Source organism: Colwellia sp. C2M11 (assembly GCF_018860915.1).
GTDB lineage: Bacteria > Pseudomonadota > Gammaproteobacteria > Enterobacterales > Alteromonadaceae > Colwellia.
Genome location: NZ_JAHKQD010000052.1, coordinates 169,949 through 191,973 on the forward strand (window position 1 = coordinate 169,949; position 22,025 = coordinate 191,973).

At 36.3% G+C, this 22,025-nt stretch carries 17 protein-coding genes and 1 pseudogene; 10 read left to right on the forward strand and 8 right to left on the reverse strand.

Features of this window, described 5'->3' with window-relative positions:
* The 3 genes from fdhF to KO509_RS16050 are packed head-to-tail and all read right to left on the reverse strand — an operon-like array spanning position 1 to position 4,953.
* The gene (gene fdhF, locus KO509_RS16040) at positions 1-2,904 is read right to left on the reverse strand and encodes a formate dehydrogenase subunit alpha (RefSeq protein WP_215974269.1); all 2,904 of its coding nucleotides are present in this window, start codon (positions 2,902-2,904) and stop codon (positions 1-3) included.
* On the reverse strand, positions 2,897-4,462 hold the full coding sequence (locus KO509_RS16045) for a formate dehydrogenase beta subunit (RefSeq protein ID WP_215974270.1): 1,566 nt from the start codon (positions 4,460-4,462) through the stop codon (positions 2,897-2,899). Before KO509_RS16045 ends, fdhF begins: the two co-directional genes overlap by 8 nt.
* Positions 4,463-4,470: 8 nt before the next feature.
* A complete protein-coding gene (locus tag KO509_RS16050) occupies positions 4,471-4,953 on the reverse strand; it encodes an NAD(P)H-dependent oxidoreductase subunit E (RefSeq protein ID WP_215974271.1) in 483 nt (160 codons plus the stop codon).
* Between the two features lie 264 nt (positions 4,954-5,217).
* On the opposite strand from KO509_RS16050, the gene KO509_RS16055 reads away from it, so the two are divergent.
* On the forward strand, positions 5,218-6,306 hold the full coding sequence (locus tag KO509_RS16055) for a substrate-binding domain-containing protein (protein WP_215974272.1): 1,089 nt from the start codon (positions 5,218-5,220) through the stop codon (positions 6,304-6,306).
* A gap of 84 nt (positions 6,307-6,390) precedes the next feature.
* On the opposite strand, the gene KO509_RS16060 is transcribed toward KO509_RS16055, so the two are convergent.
* Positions 6,391-8,109 (reverse strand): OFA family MFS transporter, encoded by a 1,719-nt coding sequence (locus KO509_RS16060; RefSeq protein ID WP_215974273.1) that lies wholly within the window; start codon positions 8,107-8,109, stop codon positions 6,391-6,393.
* 644 nt (positions 8,110-8,753) lie between these two features.
* Positions 8,754-9,317, reverse strand: a complete 564-nt coding sequence (locus KO509_RS16065; protein ID WP_215974274.1) for a cysteine hydrolase family protein — start codon at positions 9,315-9,317, stop codon at positions 8,754-8,756.
* Between the two features lie 68 nt (positions 9,318-9,385).
* Here KO509_RS16065 and KO509_RS16070 point away from each other — a divergent pair, with 68 nt between their 5' ends.
* From KO509_RS16070 to KO509_RS16090, 5 genes and pseudogenes are all read left to right on the forward strand, one after another.
* The gene (locus KO509_RS16070) at positions 9,386-10,339 is read left to right on the forward strand and encodes a helix-turn-helix domain-containing protein (protein WP_252727648.1); all 954 of its coding nucleotides are present in this window, start codon (positions 9,386-9,388) and stop codon (positions 10,337-10,339) included.
* A gap of 461 nt (positions 10,340-10,800) precedes the next feature.
* Positions 10,801-11,608, forward strand: a pseudogene (locus tag KO509_RS16075) (UDP-2,3-diacylglucosamine diphosphatase).
* A gap of 181 nt (positions 11,609-11,789) precedes the next feature.
* A complete protein-coding gene (locus tag KO509_RS16080; protein WP_215974275.1) occupies positions 11,790-13,505 on the forward strand; it encodes a lysophospholipid acyltransferase family protein in 1,716 nt (571 codons plus the stop codon).
* A 93-nt stretch (positions 13,506-13,598) separates the two neighbouring features.
* Positions 13,599-14,111, forward strand: a complete 513-nt coding sequence (locus KO509_RS16085) for a phosphatase PAP2 family protein (RefSeq protein WP_252727649.1) — start codon at positions 13,599-13,601, stop codon at positions 14,109-14,111.
* A complete protein-coding gene (locus tag KO509_RS16090; RefSeq protein ID WP_215974277.1) occupies positions 14,108-15,130 on the forward strand; it encodes an MJ1255/VC2487 family glycosyltransferase in 1,023 nt (340 codons plus the stop codon). Before KO509_RS16085 ends, KO509_RS16090 begins: the two co-directional genes overlap by 4 nt.
* Positions 15,131-15,258: 128 nt before the next feature.
* Here the strand turns inward: KO509_RS16090 and KO509_RS16095 are convergent, their stop codons facing one another.
* The gene (locus KO509_RS16095) at positions 15,259-15,462 is read right to left on the reverse strand and encodes a cytoplasmic protein (RefSeq protein ID WP_215974278.1); all 204 of its coding nucleotides are present in this window, start codon (positions 15,460-15,462) and stop codon (positions 15,259-15,261) included.
* A gap of 217 nt (positions 15,463-15,679) precedes the next feature.
* On the opposite strand from KO509_RS16095, the gene KO509_RS16100 reads away from it, so the two are divergent.
* Together KO509_RS16100 and KO509_RS16105 are read left to right on the forward strand one after the other, a co-directional pair.
* Entirely contained in the window at positions 15,680-16,099 is a 420-nt protein-coding gene (locus tag KO509_RS16100; RefSeq protein WP_215974279.1) for a hypothetical protein, read from the forward strand.
* Between the two features lie 41 nt (positions 16,100-16,140).
* Positions 16,141-16,845 (forward strand): pseudouridine synthase, encoded by a 705-nt coding sequence (locus KO509_RS16105; protein WP_215974280.1) that lies wholly within the window; start codon positions 16,141-16,143, stop codon positions 16,843-16,845.
* Between the two features lie 58 nt (positions 16,846-16,903).
* On the opposite strand, the gene KO509_RS16110 is transcribed toward KO509_RS16105, so the two are convergent.
* Entirely contained in the window at positions 16,904-17,743 is an 840-nt protein-coding gene (locus tag KO509_RS16110; protein WP_215974281.1) for a 2OG-Fe(II) oxygenase family protein, read from the reverse strand.
* Positions 17,744-17,890: 147 nt separating this feature from the next.
* On the opposite strand from KO509_RS16110, the gene KO509_RS16115 reads away from it, so the two are divergent.
* The gene (locus tag KO509_RS16115; protein ID WP_215974282.1) at positions 17,891-18,196 is read left to right on the forward strand and encodes a hypothetical protein; all 306 of its coding nucleotides are present in this window, start codon (positions 17,891-17,893) and stop codon (positions 18,194-18,196) included.
* Between the two features lie 117 nt (positions 18,197-18,313).
* Positions 18,314-20,890, forward strand: coding sequence for an EAL domain-containing protein (locus tag KO509_RS16120; RefSeq protein WP_252727650.1), 2,577 nt, complete (start codon positions 18,314-18,316; stop codon positions 20,888-20,890).
* 28 nt (positions 20,891-20,918) lie between these two features.
* On the opposite strand, the gene KO509_RS16125 is transcribed toward KO509_RS16120, so the two are convergent.
* A complete protein-coding gene (locus KO509_RS16125; protein ID WP_215974283.1) occupies positions 20,919-21,977 on the reverse strand; it encodes a trypsin-like peptidase domain-containing protein in 1,059 nt (352 codons plus the stop codon).
* Positions 21,978-22,025 lie beyond the last annotated feature (48 nt).

Here is a 22,025-nt window from a genome sequence, read left to right on the forward strand (position 1 = left end):
TTAACTTCCTATGCTAGCTTTTTGTTTTTTAGGTGAACGTTTAAAGTGCTCTTTTTGTTGAGCACTAAACTTTTTATAACGCGTCTGCCAATCTGATGGAGAGGTGACTTTTTCAACCTGTACAGGGGTAACTTTATATTCAGGACAATTTGTTGCCCAATCTGAACTGTCGGTGGTAATAACGTTAGCTCCACTTATCGGGTGATGGAAAGTAGTAAATACCACACCACTTTGCATACGTTCACTAACTTTAGCTCTTAAGACAGTATCGCCAGCCCGACTCGTAATACCTAACCAGTCACCGTCATTAATGCCTCTTTCTTCGGCATCATTAGGGTGTATTTCAAGTAGGTCTTCTTTGTGCCAAGTTTGATTGTCGGTACGTCGTGTTTGTGCTCCTACATTATATTGACTGAGTATTCGCCCAGTAGTGAGTAATAGTGGGAATCTTTTATTAGCACGGTCTTCACTGGCAAGGTATGGCGTGATCGCAAAACGCCCTTTACCAATTGGAAAGTTGTCCACATGCATGATGGGTGAGCCATCAGGAAACTCGTCGTTACAAGGCCATTGAATACTACCTTGCTTGTCCAGTTTTTCGTAACTAACCTTACTGAACGTTGGTACTAATGATGCAATTTCATCCATTATTTCAGATGGATGTTGATAATTCATCGGATAGCCTAATGCATTAGATAACTTTTGGGTAACTTCCCAGTCGGCAAATTCAGCCAATGGCTTCATTACTTTACGCACTCGATTGATACGTCGTTCTGCATTGGTAAAAGTACCATCTTTTTCTAAAAATGAAGAGCCAGGTAAAAATACATGAGCGTATAATGCTGTTTCATTTAGAAAAATATCTTGAACAATTAAGCATTCTAACGATGCTAGTGCGGCTTGTACATGCTGGGTATTAGGGTCTGATTGTAAAATATCTTCACCTTGTACATACATGGCCTTGAACGTTCCTTCGATAGCTGCATCAAACATATTTGGAATACGGAACCCTGGTTCGTTGTCTAGGGTTACTCCCCAATTTTTCTCAAATTTTGCACGTAATACATCATCACTAACATGCTGATAACCTGGTAACTCTTGTGGGAATGAGCCCATATCACATGAACCCTGAACATTATTTTGACCACGTAAAGGGTTAATACCCACGCCTTCTCGGCCAATATTGCCGGTAGCTAATGCTAAGTTGGCAATACCCATTACCATGGTTGAACCTTGGCTATGCTCGGTAACGCCTAAACCATAATAGATAGCACCATTTTTTGCTTTAGCAAACGCACGAGCAGCAATACGAATTTGTTCAGCACTTACGGTGGTAATACTTTCCATTGCTTCAGGAGAATTGATCTCATCAAGAATAAATTCACGCCACTCGTTGTATTCATCGGTACGTTGTTCAATGAAGTTTTTGTCCTCTAAACCTTCGCTAAGTATTACGTGTGCTATGGCATTGATCATGGCAACGTTTGTGCCTGGTTTTAATGGTAAGTGATGATTAGCACTTATGTGAGCGGTATTTAGTAAGTCAATACTTCTTGGATCTATTACAATTAACTCAGCCCCTTGGCGTAAACGTTTACGTAGTTGTGAAGCAAATACTGGATGGGCGTCAGTTGGATTTGCGCCAATAACCATGACCACATCAGACTTCATCACTGAGTCAAAGGTTTGTGTTCCTGCTGCTTCACCAATAGTAGCTTTTAGTCCATAACCGGTAGGCGAATGACATACACGTGCGCAGGTGTCGGTATTATTATTACCAAAAGCAGCGCGAATAAGCTTTTGTACTAAATAGGTTTCTTCATTAGTACAGCGTGATGAGGTAATACCGCCAACACTTTCTCGGCCATATTTAGTTTGAATGTTTTTAATTTTGTTAGCTGAAAACGCTAATGCTTCGTCCCAGCTAACAACTTTCCAAGGTTGATCAATGCTGTCACGGATCATAGGTTCGGTGACGCGATCTTTATGGGTAGCATAACCAAAAGCAAAACGACCTTTTACACAAGAGTGGCCTTGATTAGCTTTACCGCCTTTGTAGGGCACCATTCGTATCACTTCTTCGCCTTTCATTTCAGCTTTAAATGAACAACCAACACCACAATATGCACATGTTGTAATAACGCTATGTTCTGGCTGGCCTTTTTCAATAACTGACTTTTCTGTGAGTGTGGCAGTAGGGCAAGCTTGTACACAGGCACCACAAGAGACACAATCAGAAGATAAGAAGTCGTTTTCGCTAGTACCAGCACTCACTTTTGAAGCAAAACCTCGACCTTCAATAGTTAAGGCAAAGGTACCTTGGACTTCTTCACAGGCTCTAACGCAACGAGAACAGGTAATACATTTACTCGGTTCGAAAGTGAAATAAGGGTTCGACTCATCAATTTTAGCGTCAAGATGATTATCACCATCAAAGCCATAACGTACTTCACGTAAGCCAACGGCTCCGGCCATATCTTGTAATTCACAATCTCCATTACTTGAGCAGGTTAAGCAATCAAGTGGGTGATCCGAGATGTATAGCTCCATAATATTACGGCGCAGTTTTGCAATGTCATTATTTTCAGTAGACACTACCATGCCTTCTTTTACTGGTGTCGTACAAGATGTTGGGTAGCCTCGCATACCTTTAATTTGTACAGCACATAAACGACATGAACCGAATGCTTCAATGTTATCTGTAGCACACAGTTTAGGAATATTAATATCAGCCATTGCAGCAGCACGCATAACGGAGGTACCTGCAGGAACTGTTATTGTTACTCCATCAATTTCGATAGACACTTTTTGTGTTGAAGTGCTGGCAGGAGTGCCATAATCCTTATTAAAATCGATTGGCTTATTAGAGGTTGTGTTTGTTGCCGGATCAAAATAATTAATCATGATTGTTTACCTGTGTCGTTAAATAGAAATCTTGAGGGAAATCAGTGAAAGCACTACGTACTGGTATTGGGGTCATACTGCCCATTGCACATAAAGATCCATCAACCATGGTGTCGCAAAGGTCGTTAAGTAAAGCCATATTCTCAGCGCGGCGCTCATCGTTTTTTATACGATCAATGACTTCTACACCACGGGTTGAACCAATTCTACAAGGGGTACATTTGCCACAAGATTCAACAACACAAAACTCCATTGAAAAACGGGCTTGCTCTAGCATATCAACGCTGTCATCAAAGACGACAATGCCACCATGACCTAACACGGCAGAAGCTTTAGAAAAGGCTTCATAATCAAGTGGGATATCTAATTTATTCGTTGGTAAATAGGCACCTAATGGTCCACCGACTTGAACCGCTTTTATTGGACGTTCGCTGGCGGTACCACCAGAAAATTCATCAATAAGATCTTTTAAACTTGAGCCAAACGGTAATTCAATTAAGCCTCCTTGCTTAACATTACCCGCTAGCTGAAAAGGTAAAGTACCTCGTGAGCGATTAGTGCCATACTGTTGATATGAATGACTACCTTCACTCATAATAAAAGGAACAGCAGCTAACGACAGTACATTATTTACAATAGTTGGCTTACCAAACAGCCCTTCTAAAGCTGGTAATGGTGGCTTGAAGCGCACTAGGCCTCTTTTACCTTCTATGGATTCTAAAAGAGCGGTTTCTTCCCCGCAAATATAGGCTTCAGCGCCTAATCTTACTTCTAAATTAAAGGTTTTACCGCTATTACAAATGTTATTACCTAAATAACCTGCTTCATAGGCAATTTCAATTGCTTGTTGTAATATTTCATCAGCAATAAGGTATTCGGAACGTAAATAAATATATCCTTGATCCGCACCAACAGCCAATCCAGCGATAATCATTCCTTCAATTAGCATAAAGGGATCACACTCCATTACTAATTTATCGGCAAAGGTACCAGAATCTCCTTCATCTGCATTACAAACGATATATTTTTGCTCGGCAGTTGCATCTCTTACCGTTTGCCATTTGATACCGGTAGGAAAAGCAGCGCCACCTCGGCCACGAAGACCTGAATCTACAATCGTTGTCACAATTTCTTGTGTAGATAGCTCAAGTGATTTTTGCAAACCTTTGAAGCCATCTAAAGCGAGGTAATCCGCTAGAGAAATTGGGTCAATAATACCTGTGCGAGCAAATGTTATGCGTGTTTGCTTTTTGAGATAAGGAATATTTTCTGTTAAACCCAGTGCCAGTGAATGCGCAGGTTGTTTTTCATGGAGGATATTATTAGTGATGTCTTCGATAATACTTGCAACATCTGCTGATTCTACTGGGCCATATGCCATTCGCCCTTGTGGTGTTTCAACTTCAATCATCGGCTCTAACCAATATAACCCACGGGAGCCATTTCTTATTATGCTGATGTCAATATTGTGTTGAGATGAATAATCGGTAAATGCTTGAGCAACATCATGTGCCCCTAATGAAATTGCGGTACTTTCTCGTGGAATAAAAATTTTCATCGTCTATCTCACTTAGATTTGCTGTTTAAATTAGCAATGATCTGTTCAAATTTTTCATTAGAAATGCGACCATGAAGATCATCATTAACTCGAATGTTAGGTCCTGTTGCGCAGTTACCTAGACAATAAACGCTATCCAAACTGAATTTTTTATCATTTGTCATTTCGTGGTAGTCAATATTTAAAAGATCTTTGGCGTGTTCTTCAAGCTGCCTACTCCCTCGAGATTGACAAGCTTCTGCTCGGCAAATCTGAATCTGATAGTCACTTGGAGGGGCTATACGAAATTGATGATAAAAACTAATGACACCATGAATCTCTGCTGGTGTTTGTTTCAACTTTGTCGCTATTCTCTCTATAGCCTGAGGTGCTATATAGCCTACTTCTTTTTGAATAGCATGTAATATAGGCAGCAAAGAGCCTTTTTTATTTTTTAAAGAATCAATGATGTTTTCCACACTGGACAATGGGGAAGATAATTCGATTTGCATACAAACTCCTGGATGGTTGTGACAAAATACATATATGAACTAAGCTGCATATTTGTTATTGTCTATAGTTCTTTTTATACGCTGACTATATCACCATTGGTTTGCTATAAGAATATGAACAATATTTCATAAATGAGTTCTTTTTTTAATCGATTTAAGGGTATGATTTAATTGTGAAATATAAAAATTAGAAACTAGCAGAACAAGAAATTATCTATGGTTTAAACAGCTAAACTTTAAAATTAAAATAATAAAAGGTGAAAAATGACCGATAAAATAGTGATGTCTAAGAGAATTCAAATTAAACCAGCGTGGTCATTTTATGATGAACAGGGCGAGTATGTAGATCCTCGACTTTTTGTGTTGCTCAGCTCTGTGCATCATTCTGGAAAATTGACCGTAGCTGCCAGTAAATTAGGCATGTCTTATCGCCATGTTTGGAATGTATTAAAAAAGTGGACTGATTTTTTCGGTTCTGATTTAGTTGAATTAAAAAAAGGAAGGGGGGCGTTGTTAACACCGCTAGGTGAGAAGTTACTTTGGGCTGAACAAAGAGCTCAAGCACGATTTGAACCTCAATTAATCAGTATTGCGTCAGAATTAAATTTAGAAATACAAAAACATTTAATGGTTAAGGAGCCTTTGTTAAAGATTGCAGCAAGCTATGGTTATGCTATTGCTTTACTACCTAACTTTACTAATAAATTTAAATTAGATCTGCAATACCGAAGTTATGAAGAATCATTTGATGCGTTAAGTAAAGGTGAGTGCAATATAGCTGCATTTCACTTACCTACTGATATTGTTAGCCAAAGGTTGATTGATATTTATAGTAAATACTTTAAAGCAAATACCTATAAAGTGATTCGCTTTGTTACACGTAAACAAGGCTTGATAGTTCAAAAAGATAACCCTAAAAATATTTCTAAAATCGAAGATTTAAAAAAGAGTAGTGTTAAATTTATTAATCGCCAAAAACACTCAGGTACACGATTATTGATAGATGAATTATTAGCAAGGTCATCAATTGAGTCTAATGATGTTATTGGCTTTGATCGGTTTGAATTTACACACTCCGCTATAGCCGCTTATGTCGCTTCAGGGATGGCAGATGTTGGTATTGGTATTGAAACAGCAGCACGTCAATTCGGCTTAGATTTTATCCCATTAACTACTGAACATTATGTATTGGTTTGTCATCAAAATACCCTAAAAGAACTCTCGGTAAAGCGTTTAATTACTGAAATAAAAAGTGATAAGTTTCATGAGGAAGTAGCAAAGTTAGCTGGCTATGAGTCGACCGCTTGTGGTGATATTGCAGATTTAGAAGATATGCTACCTTGGGATTTATAATATTCTCTAAATAAATATATAAAAGCCGCTTTAACTATAAGTTAACGCGGCTTTTATTGTTCTTTATCAGTCAAATACTAACTGTTAACCATGCGTATTTTCCACATGATGTTTAGCGGCTACAGGACGAATTGTTAAGTTAGCAAAAAAAGCAATAACTAATAAACCAGCCATAGCATACATAGTGCTATTATATAAACTTGGTGTTGGATCAACAGTACCCGCTGGAACTAATTCCATTAAATTACTTACGGTTACTGTTTTTGCGGCAACAAGCTCATTTAACTGACTAACGGCAGAGCCAAATTTAGCTTGAAATACCGCAGGATCTATTTTTGAAACCAAATCGGCTATCGCATCATTCACAGACATATTTCTTAGGTATGTAATAGCAAATGGACCAAGAACACCTGCTGTAGCCCATGCTGTAAGTAAGCGGCCATGTATTCCGCCAACATGCAAAGTACCAAATATATCAGCTAAGTAAGCTGGAATAGTTGAAAAACCGCCACCATACATAGTGAAAATAACCATTGTTGCGGCGTAGAACATAATTAACCATACCGTAGATGGATCAGCACTTACTTGAGAGGCAGCATAAGGTATCGATAAGTAGAGCATAGTCCCTAATACGAAGAAGAAATGGTAAGTGTTTTTCCTTCCAATGAAATCGGAAATTGATGCCCAGAAAAATCTACCACACATATTAAATACCGAAATCATGAGTACATAAGTGCCGGCAAAGGTTGCGGTCGCTACATCAGGCAACGTTGAGCCAAAAATATCAACCATCATGGTTTTAGCAACACCTATAACGCCAATACCTGCCGTTACGTTGAAGCAAAGAACAACCCATAATTTCCAGAATTGCGGTGTTTTTAATGCTTGATCAATATGTACATTGTTATGGGTAATCATGCTTTTGGCAGATGCATCTTTATCTGGAGGGGTCCACCCATCAGGGGTCCACCCCTCAGGAGGAACACGGTATGAGAGTGATGCGACAATCATTACAATAAAATACACAATGCCTAATGTTAAAAATGTGCCTGCTGCACCAGTATCACCAGTACCAACAACATAAACACCTGCATCACCAGGAAAGGCCATTTCCGCGGCTTCATGCGCGGTTGCCACAATAACTTCTACTGTGCCAGAAGCTGTTTCTGCAAAACGCTTACCTGCCTCAGTTATTAGTTTTACACTACTTTCGGTACCTAGATAAGTCGGTGCTACAGCATGGAATTTTAATAACGAGGAGATGAGAGGTGCGCCGATCATGGCACCACCACCAAAACCCATAATAGCCATACCGGTAGCCATCCCTCGCTTATCTGGGAACCAACGGAGCAAGGTGGATACAGGGGAAACATAACCTAAACCTAGGCCACACCCGCCAAGGGCACCATAGCCTAAGTAAACAAGCCATAATTGATGGGTAGATATACCAAAACTACCAATGATAAAGCCACCGCCCCAAAGAAATGCGGCGGTAACACCAACACAACGAGGGCCAACTTCTTCGAGCCACTTTCCAGCGACAGCAGCAGATAAGCCAAGAAAAACAATAGCAACAGAGAATATCCAAACGACATTACTTAATGACCAGTCGCCAGATGAGCTAGTAACGACCCCTAACTCCCTAATTAGCGCAGGATTAAATATACTCCATGCGTAAACAGAACCAATACATAAATGAATTGCAATAGATGCTGGCGGGACTAGCCAGCGATTAAACCCCGATTTAGCAATTATTTTATCTTTCATTAAGAAAGAAAAAAAGCCCCCACTTTTATTCGACATTATTTAATACCTTATAGCTACAGCCTGATATAAATATTTATACTTAAGCAGCTAGAACACCTATGAATGATAATGACACTACATATTTAAGAGCGAATATTATTTTGCTCGACAAAATAGATAATGCTTTACCGTTATTCTTTGTTCTAAATTATTCATAGTGAAGCGGCGCTAAATATAAAAAGGAATAATTAAATTGAATTTTTATTTTTATAAAATCTTATAACTAAGGATAATTATAATTTTTATATTATTTTTAATAATCAATTTAATCACTTTAGTTTCACTAACATAAGAGATATGAATTTAATTTCATATCTGTCTTTTTATTAGTCAAAAAAGTATAGCACTGGAATATTACCATTAAAATATGAACAAACTTTCATATTGTTAAGCTTGATTTTTAGCTGGCTTTAACTAAAAAATAGTGATGATAAGGTCTTAAATAATTCATAAAAAATCGGTAATGAATGCGGTGTAATTCATTACCGATTAAAATTAAATAATGCAGTATATAAAGCTTATAACAAAAACGTTATGCTGTTAAATCGCATATTTATCCTACATAAACTATTACTTTTTTGAACAATAATTAACATTTAATTGAATATGCCATCCACTATAACAATATAAATTTTGCTCTGCTAATTAACTAACGTTAATAATTTATCAGTGCTATCTACATTACAATATCCAAAGTTTAATGCAGCCATAAATGCATGATGAACCTGAGTTGCCGGCACTATGACACCATTAAACTCGAGATCTAATGTCGCACAAGCATCGTGAGCAACATGGCACTCATAGCCAAAATCTACAGCTGCACGGGTAACAGCATCAATACACATATGACTCATTGCACCAACAATAATTAATTTATCTACATTAAGATCATTAATGATTTTTTGTAGGTCCGTATCTTTAAAGCTATTAATTTGATGTTTCAAAATAACAGGTTCACTTTCAAGCGGCGTAAGGCTGTTGTGAATTTGTGCACCTTTAGATTCAGGTAAAAAAAATGGAGCATCATTAGAAGGAAATTCATGACGAACATGAATGACAGGTAATTTTTTCTGGCGAAATTTAGTTAATAGAGTTGCTGCATTTAATGATGCTGTCTCAGTACCAGACAGCGCCCATTTAGCTCCATTGTAGCTTGAAAAATAGTCGTTTTGAAAATCAATTAATAATAAAGCAATAGTAGACATAATAACCCTCTTGTGTTGTTTCACTGTTTTGTTAAAGGTATTATGCGAAATCCTTCTTAAGAATGCCTATGGCGAAATTGCCATTAAACAGTGCAAAAATGACAAAGTCTATTTGTGTAATAATTATTGATTACCCTAACGCGCTACAAAGTGCAGTTCACGGCTTACAAGAACTATTTTTATTATCTAATCAGATAATTAGAGATAGCGAGCTTGATATGCAATTTACAGTTTTAATTGTGAAACCAAGCGAGGAATTAGTAGGTGTGGTTCAAAGTGATATAGTTATTCTTCCTCCTAGCTTAGATGATAGTTATCACAATAAGCCTCAACCAGCGTTATTACAATTTATCAAAGAGGCGCACAAGAGAGGAACGATATTATGCTCTACTTGTGCAGGCGCATTTATACTTGCCAAAACAGGGTTGTTGGATAACAGGATAGCGACAACACACTGGCAATTAGCCGATAAATTTAAGGATCAGTACCCCAAAGTATCACTCCAAATAGAGCGTTTATTGATAAATGATGGAGACATAATTAGTGCTGGCGGGCTTACATCATGGATTGATTTAGGGTTAGAAATCGTCGCCCAATTTTCTAGGCCAAATATTATGCGTAAGCTTGGAAAGTACCTTATTGTAGATACGGGTAAAAGAGAGCAGCGCTACTATGAGACTTTTACACCTAAATTTAGCCATGGCAATCATCAAATTTTAAAAGCTCAATATTATATACAAGCAAATTATAATATATCACTAAAGATGGCTGATTTGGCTGTTGTCGCTTGCATGAGCGAGCGAACATTTTTACGTCATTTTACTCATGCGACAACAATAAAGCCTTTTGAGTATATTCAAAGAGTTAGAGTGCAAAAAGCATGTGAATCATTAGAATCAACAACACAAAGCTTTGAGCAAATTGCTCATAGCATAGGTTATGATGATGTAAATAGTTTTCGTAAGGTATTTATTAAAACAATAGGGCTAACACCTACAGCTTTTAGGGCCAGATTTGTTTAGGGGGTATGAAATAGAGCGTAATATGGCAATCAGTACTTTTAAAGTTAGCTTGCTGAAAATTAGTATTCTAAAAGTAAGTATCACAAAAAAATGTTATTAAGTTAAGGGTCTTAGCATTATATGTGGTAAGTGTTTTTTCTATTTAATGATAATTAAATTTTATAAAAAATATAAAGTTTAATTATTTTCATGGTATTGGGAACTTTAAGACGAATAACTACTCTTACTATATGAAGATACTTATTCCCTTAGTGTTTCATGTTTTTATAATGCGTTTACTTGATTTCAGGTAAACGTTTTTTTTTGCTTGATTTTCTTATGATCAAAAGAAAAATCAACACGCAATATTAGGCTTTCTTGCTTACATCATATGTCTTGTCATGATATGTTCAAAAAATAGTCACACTACTGTAAGAAACGTTTATTAGCCTTGCCCATAATGACTCATTATAGGAATTATTATGTCAAAAACGCATTATAAAACTGTTTGGTTGTCTGATATTCATTTAGGTTGTAAAGACTGTAAGGCTGAGTATTTATTAGATTTTCTTATTCATAGTCAAATAGAGACCTTATATCTTGTGGGCGATATTGTCGATATGTGGGCTATGTCTAAACAATTTCGTTGGCCGAAAGCGCATAATAACTTATTTCATAAACTACTCTCTTTACCTTCTGAGGGCACTCGCGTTATTTATTTACCAGGAAATCATGATGAACCCCTTCAAAAGTATGATGGAATGAATTTTGGTGATATCGAGATTCATAGAAGTTATACACACATAACAGCTCAAGGTAAAAAACTTCTGGTTTTACATGGTGATCAGTTTGACCAACAAGTTTGTTTTGGGCCTGTGCATTCATGGGTTGGGGATCTATTGTATGATTTTTTGTTGTTTTTAAATCGTTGGTATAACTGGGCTCGAGTAAAATCAGGCCAGCCTTATTGGTCATTAGCTAGTTATATTAAAGGAAAATTGAAAGGGGCTGGCAAGGCAATAGCGCGATATAGAAAGGCGTGTTGCGATACCGCAAAAAAAACAAGGTTTTGATGGTGTTGTTTGTGGGCATATTCATCACCCCGAAATCGTTGAAGAAGCTGGTATTCTGTATCTAAATGACGGTGATTGGATTGAAAACTGTTCAGCGTTAGTAGAGTCTAGCAAGGGAGACTTATCACTTGTTTATTGGGCTAAAATTAATAATGTTAGTAACCTTATTAACATTATACCTGAAAAAAACAGCACGAAAGGGCGTAAGGTTGCATAGCTTAAAGAATTAATATTTTTTGATGTTAGTATTAACAATAATGCTTTAGCGGGCGCTACACTTTCCTGTTGTTTAATTACTTATTAATATGTCATAAAGTTGTCATTTAAACGTCAAATATTAGCCATAAAAGTACTATATTCTGAGTAATCAGTGAATATCTGATTATGGCGGAATGAACATGTTTAATGTCGATCAAGTTGTTAGTGACAGCCTACCAAAAATGAATCATCAGTCATTGATGAGCAAAAGTATCAGAAACATTTTACGTTATCTGTTGCATGAAAAAGCCTTACTGACTATCGAAAAACAATATCCATATGCCAAGGGGCTAGACTTTGCCGAAGCAATGCTCGATCACTTTGATTTTGGTTACTGTGTCAGCGATAAAGATAGAGAAAAAATTCCGGCGACCGGTAAAGTTATTATTATCGCGAATCATCCTATCGGCACGTTAGATGGTGCTGCACTAATAAAGATGATCAGTGAAGTTAGGCCAGACTTTAAAGTAGTTGCCAACGACTTATTAATGAATGTTAAACCATTGCATTCTCTATTGTTACCCGTGAATAATATGGGTAATAAAACGCCGAAAAAAAATCTTGAAGCCATATACCAACACCTGAATAACGAGGGATCTGTGATTATTTTTCCTGCAGGAGAGGTCTCTCGTATGGGAGCTAGTGGGATACGTGATGGTAGTTGGCATAAAGGATTTCTTAATTTTGCTACCGCTACGCAATCGCCTATTCTTCCAGTGTATATGGATGCACGAAATTCTGCTTTTTTCTATGCAATATCAGCAGTGTACAAACCATTGTCTACGTTACTCTTGATTAAGGAAATGTTCAAACAAGCGCACAAACGCATGAATATTAAAATTGGTGATGTTATTCCATTTGAATATTTTGATTCTCTTGATGTGCCGCAAGTCAGTAAAGTTAAACTGTTTAAAAAGCATTTGTATAATATTGCTCGAAATAAAGCTGAAATATTAAAAACAGAAAAAGCCATTGCTCATCCAGAGAATCGCGCTGAGCTTAGATCGGCTATTCGCCAGTGTGAGTTATTGGGTAATACTGCAGACGGTAAGAAAATATTACTTTATCGTCAGCAAGGCTGTTCACCTATTATGCGCGAAATTGGCAGACTTAGGGAAGTTGCTTTTCGTTTAGTGGGCGAAGGTACGGGGAAGCGTCGAGATGTTGATGGGTATGATCTAGATTATTTACATTTGATTTTATGGGACGACGATGATTTAGAAGTTGTAGGTGCCTATCGCTTTGCTGAAACTCAGAAGTTAATCGATAACTCACAATCTCAGGGTATATATACTAATACGTTATTTGATTATCAACCCAGTATGGCACCAATCTTTGCCAAAGGCTTAGAGTTAGGCCGTAGTTTTGTTCAACCAAAATATTGGGGAAAACGAAGTTTAGACTATTTATGGGTTGGAATAGGGGCGTTTGTAGCTAAAAATCCGCAATATCGTTATTTGTTTGGGCCTGTCAGTATTAGTAATGCTTTACCAACACCGGCCAAAAATTTACTTGTACATTACTACCAGCATTATTTTCCGAGTGAAGAAATGATAGCGAAAGCGAAAATACCTTTTCAACTTGACGATATGGAAAAAGGTGAACTGCTTGCAGCATTTGATGGTGCTGATAAAGAAAAAGATTTTGTAACTTTAAAGCATTTATTGGCGAATTGTGGTGTAAGTGTACCAACACTTTATAAGCAATATTCTTCTTTATGTGAAGAGGGCGGTGTCAGTTTTTCAGCATTTAATATTGATCCAGATTTTAATGATTGTGTTGATGGTTTAGTGGTGGTTGATCTTGATAAATTGCTTACTAAAAAACGCATTCGTTATATTGAAAAGCATCAATAATTCTAGTGTGATTCGCTTGATTGTTAGATAAATTCTCTTTAAGAGAGCAGTATTCAACTACTACATATAACAAAGAAACTAGAGGAAATGGCTATGCTAAATGACATTTATCAGTATGATCTTCGTGTATTATTATGGTGTAGAAAATCTCGATTTTATCCTCAGTTTATTGCCATGGTTCGTATTATTTCTCGAACGGGTGATGGTTATATGCAGTTTCTACTGCCATTATGCTATTGGCTAATAAGTCCTCAAGAAGGAAAGCGCTTTGTTATTATATTGCTTTGGGCTTGTGCTATAGAGCGGTTATTATATTTTGTATTAAAAAATAGCTTAAAGCGTAGGCGCCCACCTGAAATAGTGACAGGCTTCACCAGTGTAATTGAAGCCTCTGATCAGTTTAGCTTTCCTTCTGGACATACCATGGCAGCATTTCTATTAGCTAACTTATGTGTGCTTGAGCTAGGTTTAATTGCATCACCACTTTATTTTTGGGCAACGAGTGTTGCAATATCACGGGTAATACTTGGTGTTCATTTTCCAACAGATACGCTGGTAGGGGCTACTTTAGGAAGTAGTATTGCTTATGTTGTGGTGATGGTGTGAAAATATTATATGGTGTTCAAGCCACAGGGAATGGTCATATAGCTCGAAGTCGAATTATGGCTAAGCAATTAAAAGAAAATGGTGTCGAGGTGACTTTTCTTTTTTCTGGCCGCCCTAAAGATAAGCTCTTTGATATGGAGATCTTTGGTGATTTTATTTATAAACAAGGGCTTACTTTTATTGTTCAAAATGGCAAAGTTAATTATTTAGCAACCGCATTCAATAACAATTTTTTACGATTTATTTATGATGCTCATACGTTGGCAATTGACGATTATGATTTAATTATTACCGATTTTGAACCTGTGACCGCTTGGGCTGCAAAGCTAAAGAAAAAGCCAGTACTTGGTATTGGGCATCAATATGCTTTTGGTCATAATACACCGCGAGCCGGAAAAAGTTTACTCGCTGAATTCGTGATGAATTACTTTGCGCCAGCAAAGGATTCTATTGGGCTGCACTGGGCACCTTTTGAGCAATCCATTTTACCGCCAATTATTGATGTCGGTCTTACTGGAAAAATGGATGAAGATGTAGTTTTAGTTTATCTTCCCTTTGAAAATCAAAGTAAAGTAACCACGTTATTACAACAATTTCCAAGTAAACATTTTATCCAATATTCTCCTGATGTTAATAATACCGAAGATAAGAATGTATCGATAAGAGCCACTTGTTATGCAGGGTTTAAACAAGATTTGTGTCGTGCTAGCGCGGTTATATCAAATAGCGGTTTTGAATTAATCAGTGAATGTTTGCATTTAGGGCTGCCTTTACTCGTTAAACCATTACAAGGTCAAATGGAGCAAGAGTCGAATGCACTTGCATTACATGATCTTAAATTTGCTGAGGTAATGCGGACATTAGATGAAGATATTGTCGCTGATTGGCTGGAAAAGTGTAAGCCTCGAATAAATAAAAAGACACCTGATGTAGCTTTTGAAATAGTAAAATGGTTACTTAGTGAACAAAGATTGCCAATTGACAAAGTAGCAGCTTCTTTATGGCAACAATATGAATAAAACAGGGGGCAGAGCCCATAGCTGACTGACAAAGAAAATCATTCCCTTTGATAAAGTAAGAATAGCTTATCAACGATGATAATAATGGAATAAACTGTCTTTAAAATGAGCTTATTAAACGTATAGAGTTAAGCTTTAATATTGATGTTTTGTCCAATGCTGGCAGTTGTATTGTTTGAACTAGCTACAGGGGCTGCACTTTGAATTAATTGCAATGCCATTTCTCCTTCAGCTTCGGCTACCTCTTTTGCTTTTACGGCAACAGATAAAATTGTACCGTTACCGCCATTTTCGGGGGCGAAACTTGGTGCATTAGTAATATTGATAGCCATAGCGCTACTCCAGAATGAATTAATAATTATGTTCAATAACCATATATCGGCTTATTCACAAAAAACTTTACTTAGATTATAGCAAAGTTTATCAAGATAGGATTTATTCACTTTTGAGCTCTTTTATCGTCTCTAGGTAATCACTTACTCATCGTGCTTTAATTATAGTTTGACGATATAATATCGTTTATGTGTCGCTTTAAATTGAGTCTAAAATATGTCAGAACAATTACCTATTTCGATTTCTGTTTGTAATGATTTAGTACAGCAATTTACTAAAATAAGATCGGTATGTAATAAACTTGAAGCACAATTTAATTTTCAAACGATGACTGCTAATTGGTATGGTAATGAAGAAGCTGTGCTTAGCGTTAAACTATTTATAGAAACAGCGAGCAGCTTTACTATACATAAACAAGCCCAAGCTCAATCAGAAATAAAGAATTATAGCGATGATGTTTTTAGCTATTACAATAACAGTGAAAAAAATCAAACACTAAGTTGCTATATTGCTATTACTGATTCAGAGTTTTCTATGTTAAACCAGCAGCATAAAATACTTGCTGGGTTGCTCCATATTAAACTACAAAAAGTACTTAATTTAGTTGCTAAGCAGTTAACCTTAGATACTATTTAGTCTCATCAAATTAACTTTTTTAATTTAGTAACTATTATATTATGTCTATAAATCGTGCTCGTCTAGATCGCTTTATTAGTGAAACTTGTCAAATTAATCGGAAAAAAGTGCGTTTATTATTAGCACAAAAAAGAGTAACTGTAGATGGGGTGATCGCGACAGATATTGCCTTATCTATTGATAAATTTTCTGTTATTTCATTAGATAATAAGATTATTCAGCAACACCAACCTTTGTACGTTATGTTGTATAAGCCTATCGGGGTTGTGTGCGCTACCAAAGATAGTAAACATATAACAGTTATAGACTTATTAGGTGAACTATTATCGGCTGAAGAAAAAGCGAGTTTACATATTGTTGGGCGCTTAGATTTAAATACATCAGGTTTGGTGTTGTTAACTAATGATAGCCGTTGGTCTGAAAAATTAACATCCCCAAAAAGCAAAGTAGCTAAACATTATTTAGTTACGTTGCAAAACCCATTAACACAAGAATATATTGCAGCTTTTTCTGCAGGTATGTACTTTGCTTATGAGAATATTACAACTCAGCCAGTCGCCTTGACTATTATTAATCAATATCAGGCGGAAGTTATCTTAACAGAAGGGCGTTATCATCAAATAAAAAGAATGTTTGGTCGCTTTAATAACCCTGTGGCAGCTTTACATCGAACATCCATTGGTAAGTACGTTTTAGATGAGAGTTTGAGCTTAGGAGAAAGTAAGCTAATTAACGTTAGTATTTAATCACTTATTTACTAACGTTATTATTGATATTTCCCAATTTACTCATTCAGGGAGCCATTTATTTAACACCTAGTTCGCGTAGGCGTTCAAGTAGGTAACTGGCTTGAGTATGTTGATCTGACAATTTTACATCACTACAAGGGTGTAAGAAAAGCGGCAATGAAATACGTGACTTTGTGCTAGCTTTACCGGTAGGGTTAATGACACGGTGAGTAGTTGAAGGAAAGTACCCTCCTGATGCTTCTTGTAACATATCACCTATATTAATAATTAAATTACCAAAGTCACTAGGGACATTTATCCAGCTACCATCTTGGCACTGTACCTGTAAGCCTGGTTCATTTGCTGCTGGTAATATAGTTAACAAGTTAATATCTTCGTGAGCAGCAGCTCTTATTGCGCCAGCTTCTTCATCGCCTGTTAATGGAGGATAATGCAAAATGCGTAATAGCGTATTTGGTGTATCTTTAATCATGCTAGACAACGGTTGAGAATAGTTTTTTGCTACGTCTTCAGGGCTATAGGCTTCCACCCAGTCTAATAGTTCACTGGCTAAGTTAGACGCTAATTGGTAATAGTTGAGTATTTCATCTTTTAATGAATCAGGAATACGGCCCCATGGGTAAACATGAAAATATTCTTTAATATCTTTTTGAGTATGGCCTTTAGCTACTTCTGAAATCTCAGAAGAAAAATAGCCATCTTGTTTTTCAACATCAAAAGCAAACTCTTGTTTGGCGTGACTATTAAAAAATTCTTGCCAATTAAGATAAATAGATTCAACTAAAGATTGCTGAATAGGATGGTTTTTTAATACGCCAAATCCTGTTTCTCTCAGGCTTTTCACAAACAGCTCTGGTGCGTTCTTAGCAGTGTAATCAACAACGGATAGTGTCATTTTTTTCTCTTTAAGGTAAAGTATAAGCCAATTGTAAACGGATATTAGCTATCATCAAGCATATAAACAAATAATAACGATTTTTTAATGCTTTGCTATATAATGTGCTCAATAATAAATTTGTAATATAAATAAGTGAAACACAACATGAAGTTATCTTTTTTTTCAGTTATATTTTTGGTTCTTTTTTTAGCCGCTTGCTCAAGTAATAATGAGACTTGTGAAGATATCACGTTAGCATCAGAACAAATTCAACAATGCCAAGCATTACATCGTCAAATAGTGAACACTAAAGGGCAACCGTTAATTCGTACTGAACTTGAGCGCAGATACCAGCAAGATTGTATTGATATTCGTTATTACCGTGATGAAAAGCAACAAGCTATTTGTGGTAATAAACACAAAAGAAAAGAAATTATAAAAAATATGAATGAGGAAGCTAACAATAAATAATACCTATATCATTCAGTCATTTTAGCATTATCAGAGTGAATTTTTTCGTCGAGATATTATGCTTATATACACTTGATGGAATTAAATTGAAAGTAGTAGAAATGGTGATTTTTATTTATGTCTAATGGATCTTTAAAAAATAATATGGACACTGCTAAACTTAAGAAAGAAGAAACAGCGGAACAAGCACTTCTGACTTTACAATCAGAACATCAAGATTTGCAGTTGCGTTATAATGCCTTGTTTAATTTGAATAAATTATCTCAAGAGTGTGAAGATTTAAACCATTTCTATCCTAAAGTCCATAAAACTATAGCCTCATTAATGACGGCTGAGAATTTCTATGTTGTTACTTATGATCAAACTTTTAATACACTTGAGTTTGTTTATCATGTAGATGAAAAAGATGAAAGGCCTGAAGGTGTTATAGATTATGATGCCCTTGCAGGCTCTTTTACCCATCTGGTGATAGAGTCATCACAGCCCCTCTTAGTAAATCCATCATTAGAGAAACAACTCTATGAAAACGGTAAAATAACGCAGCATGGTTCAACTGGAACTGATTGGGTTGGTGTGCCGTTATTACATAATGATTTAGTTATTGGAGTGATGGTTGTACAAAGTTACAATGAAAAAGTTAGGTATACTGAGCAAGACTTAAATATGCTGACTTTTACTGGTCAACATGTAGTTAGTGCTATGATCCGTCTACAAGATAAAGAGCGCTTAACCAGTGCTGTAAACGCACGTACACAAGAATTAATGGCACAAATTCGGGAACGAGAAAAGTCCGAATTATTACAAGAGTCCTTATATCGAATTTCAGAGTTAGCGAATGATGCTAGTTTTGATATCGATGCTTTTTATTCGAAAGTACACAATATTGTTGGCCAGCTCATTAACGCAACTAATTTCTTTATTGCTAAATACGATGAAGAAAGTGACACGATTGAGTATGTTTATGTTGTCGATGAAGAGTCAAACCATGATCGAAATTATTTCAAAAAAAGAAAGCTATCAGATCATTATTCTGAGCTGGTTATTCGTCAGCAAAAAACGGTTCTTTTAACGAAGCAAGATATGCAAGAGCTGTTTGAGAGTGGTCAAACTCGAAAGCCTACTTCTGATGAACAGTCTTGGCTAGGGGTTCCCTTACTTTATGTTGGAAAGCTATTAGGCGTTATGGTGATTCAAAGTTATTCTCCTCGTACTATTTATAGTGAACAAGATGCAGAATTACTTAATTTTGTTTCTAATCATGTTTCTTCTGCGATTAAACGCCGAGAAATGTCGGAAATAGAAAGACAAAACCATGAGCTCTTAGAGGAACAAGTCAAACTAAGAACCTTAGCGCTTGAAGAAGAAATTCTGCAACGTAAGCAAGCTGAAAAAAAATTAAAACACACCGCTTCACACGATAGTTTAACAGGTCTACCTAATAGAGCTGTATTTCTTGACCTATTAAATCATGCTATTGCCTGCAACAAACGAAAGCCAGAGTTATCCTTTGCGGTATTATTTTTAGATTTGGATCGTTTTAAAGTTGTTAATGATAGTTTAGGTCACCAAGCTGGAGATACATTATTAAAACTTATAGCCTATGAGTTGTCTTCTATTTTACGTGGTAAAGATACTGTTGCTAGACTTGGTGGTGATGAGTTTGTTATTTTAATTGAAGATCTCGAATCAGATCAGAAAGCCTTTGATATAGCTCAACGAATAACTGATTTTCTTACCGAGCCTTTTGTTATTAATAACCAATTAGTATTCACTGGAACTAGTATTGGTATTTTGTTTAGTGACAAACGCTACAATGATGCAGATACTATGCTAAGAGATGCCGATACTGCAATGTATCATGCTAAGGGCAATGGTAAGGGACGTTATGAAGTTTTTGATGCAAGTATGCATCAAAGAGTACAAAATGCACTCTCTCTGGAAGCGGATATTAGGGAAGCGATTGAGTGGGAAGAGTTTATTCCTTACTATCAACCTATAATACAGCTAAATAATGAAGAAATAAAAGGCTTTGAGGCCTTAGCTCGCTGGCCAAGCCATAAGCGTGGCTTTGTGTATCCAGATGAGTTTATTCCGTTAGCCGAAGAAACCAATTTAGTGCAAGCAATTGATTTTCAAATATTGAAAAAATCGTGTCAGCAGTTGAAATTATGGCAAGACACGTTATTACGTCATGACTTATATGTTAGCTGTAATTTATTTTGTAATCAGTTTTTTAGTGCGACATTACCTGATGATATTGAACGTATATTGATAGAAACTGGTTTGAAGCCAGAGAATTTAAGGGTTGAGTTAACAGAGCGAGCGCTGTTGGAAAATACCGAAATTGTGTTATCTAATATGAAAGCGCTCAAACGTTTAGGTGTTAAAATATTACTTGATGATTTTGGTACTGGGTATTCAAGTTTAAGTTATTTACATCAATTTCCTATCGATGTTTTGAAAATAGATCGCTCTTTTATTAATAACTTTCATGAACAGAATAATAGTAGAGCTATTATCAAAACTATTATTGATCTAGCGACAAGTCTTGGTATGGCCACCATAGGTGAAGGCATTGAAAGTCTTGAAAATGCACAATTACTTCAAAAAATGGATTGTTTATATGGGCAAGGTTTTTATTACGCGAAACCTATGCCCGCAGATGAAATGGAACAATATATCTTAAGCCATTAATAAATTATTTTAGCAAGTTATACGCTAGTTAATTAGTAAACTCAGCAATAGTAATATTTGTTTCAATAATTTTTCCTTGGCGGTACAGTTTAAATATTAATGTTGTATTTGGTTTTGTTTCAGCAACTATATCTAGTGCTTGTACAATACTATTTATAGGTTGAGATCCTATCTGGTACAGAATATCACCTACTTGAATGTTGCCTACTTTTGCTGGGCTATTTGGACTTACCTCTTCAACGACAATTCCTTTTGCATCTGTAGAATATTGAGTCGCAGAAATACCCAGCCAACCACGAACTACACGACCATTCTCAATAATTTGTTGCATGATTTTAGCTGCTAGTTCATAAGGAACAGCAAAGAAAATTCCTTGAATATTTAGTTGAGGGTTTGACTGAGTAAATTTTCTTGAGTTGATGCCAACTAATACACCATTACTATTAACCAAAGCACCACCAGAGTTGCCTTCATTAATAGCGGCATCCATTTGTAAAAAGTTTAGATAACTAGTGTTACTTAAGCCACTTCTACCTGTAGCACTGATGATACCTTGCGTAACTGTTTGTCCTAGATTTAAAGGGTTTCCTATCGCGAGAACGATATCGCCAGCGAGCGATTGCTGATTATATTTTTGTGGAATAGTAGGTAAATTACTGGCGTTAACTTTCAATACTGCAAGGTCGGTAATTTTATCAAAACCAATGATTTGAGCAGGAAATTGTTGGCCATTTTGCAATACAACATGAATTAAATCTGCATTTTGAATAACATGCAGATTAGTTAGGATATAGCCATTGCTATCCATGATAACACCCGAGCCTAATGTGGTTGTTTTACGGGCAGCCTGACCATATACAGAGCTTGGCATAATGTCTTCAGAATAAATATTCACTACAGCAGGACTAGCGACACTGACAGCCTTAGCATAAGAAAGAGGGCTTGTTTCTTGCTGTTCGGTACTCAGAAGTTGTTTTATGAAAGTATTGTCATTCAAATTTGGCTTTAATAGAAGTAAAGCAACGGCAAATAATACGCCATAACTAATAGAATTTATAATGTACTTTAATGCAGGTTTTAATTTCAAAGGATAGCGTCCAGTATAATAGTTATCATTGCGATAATCATTTTTGTT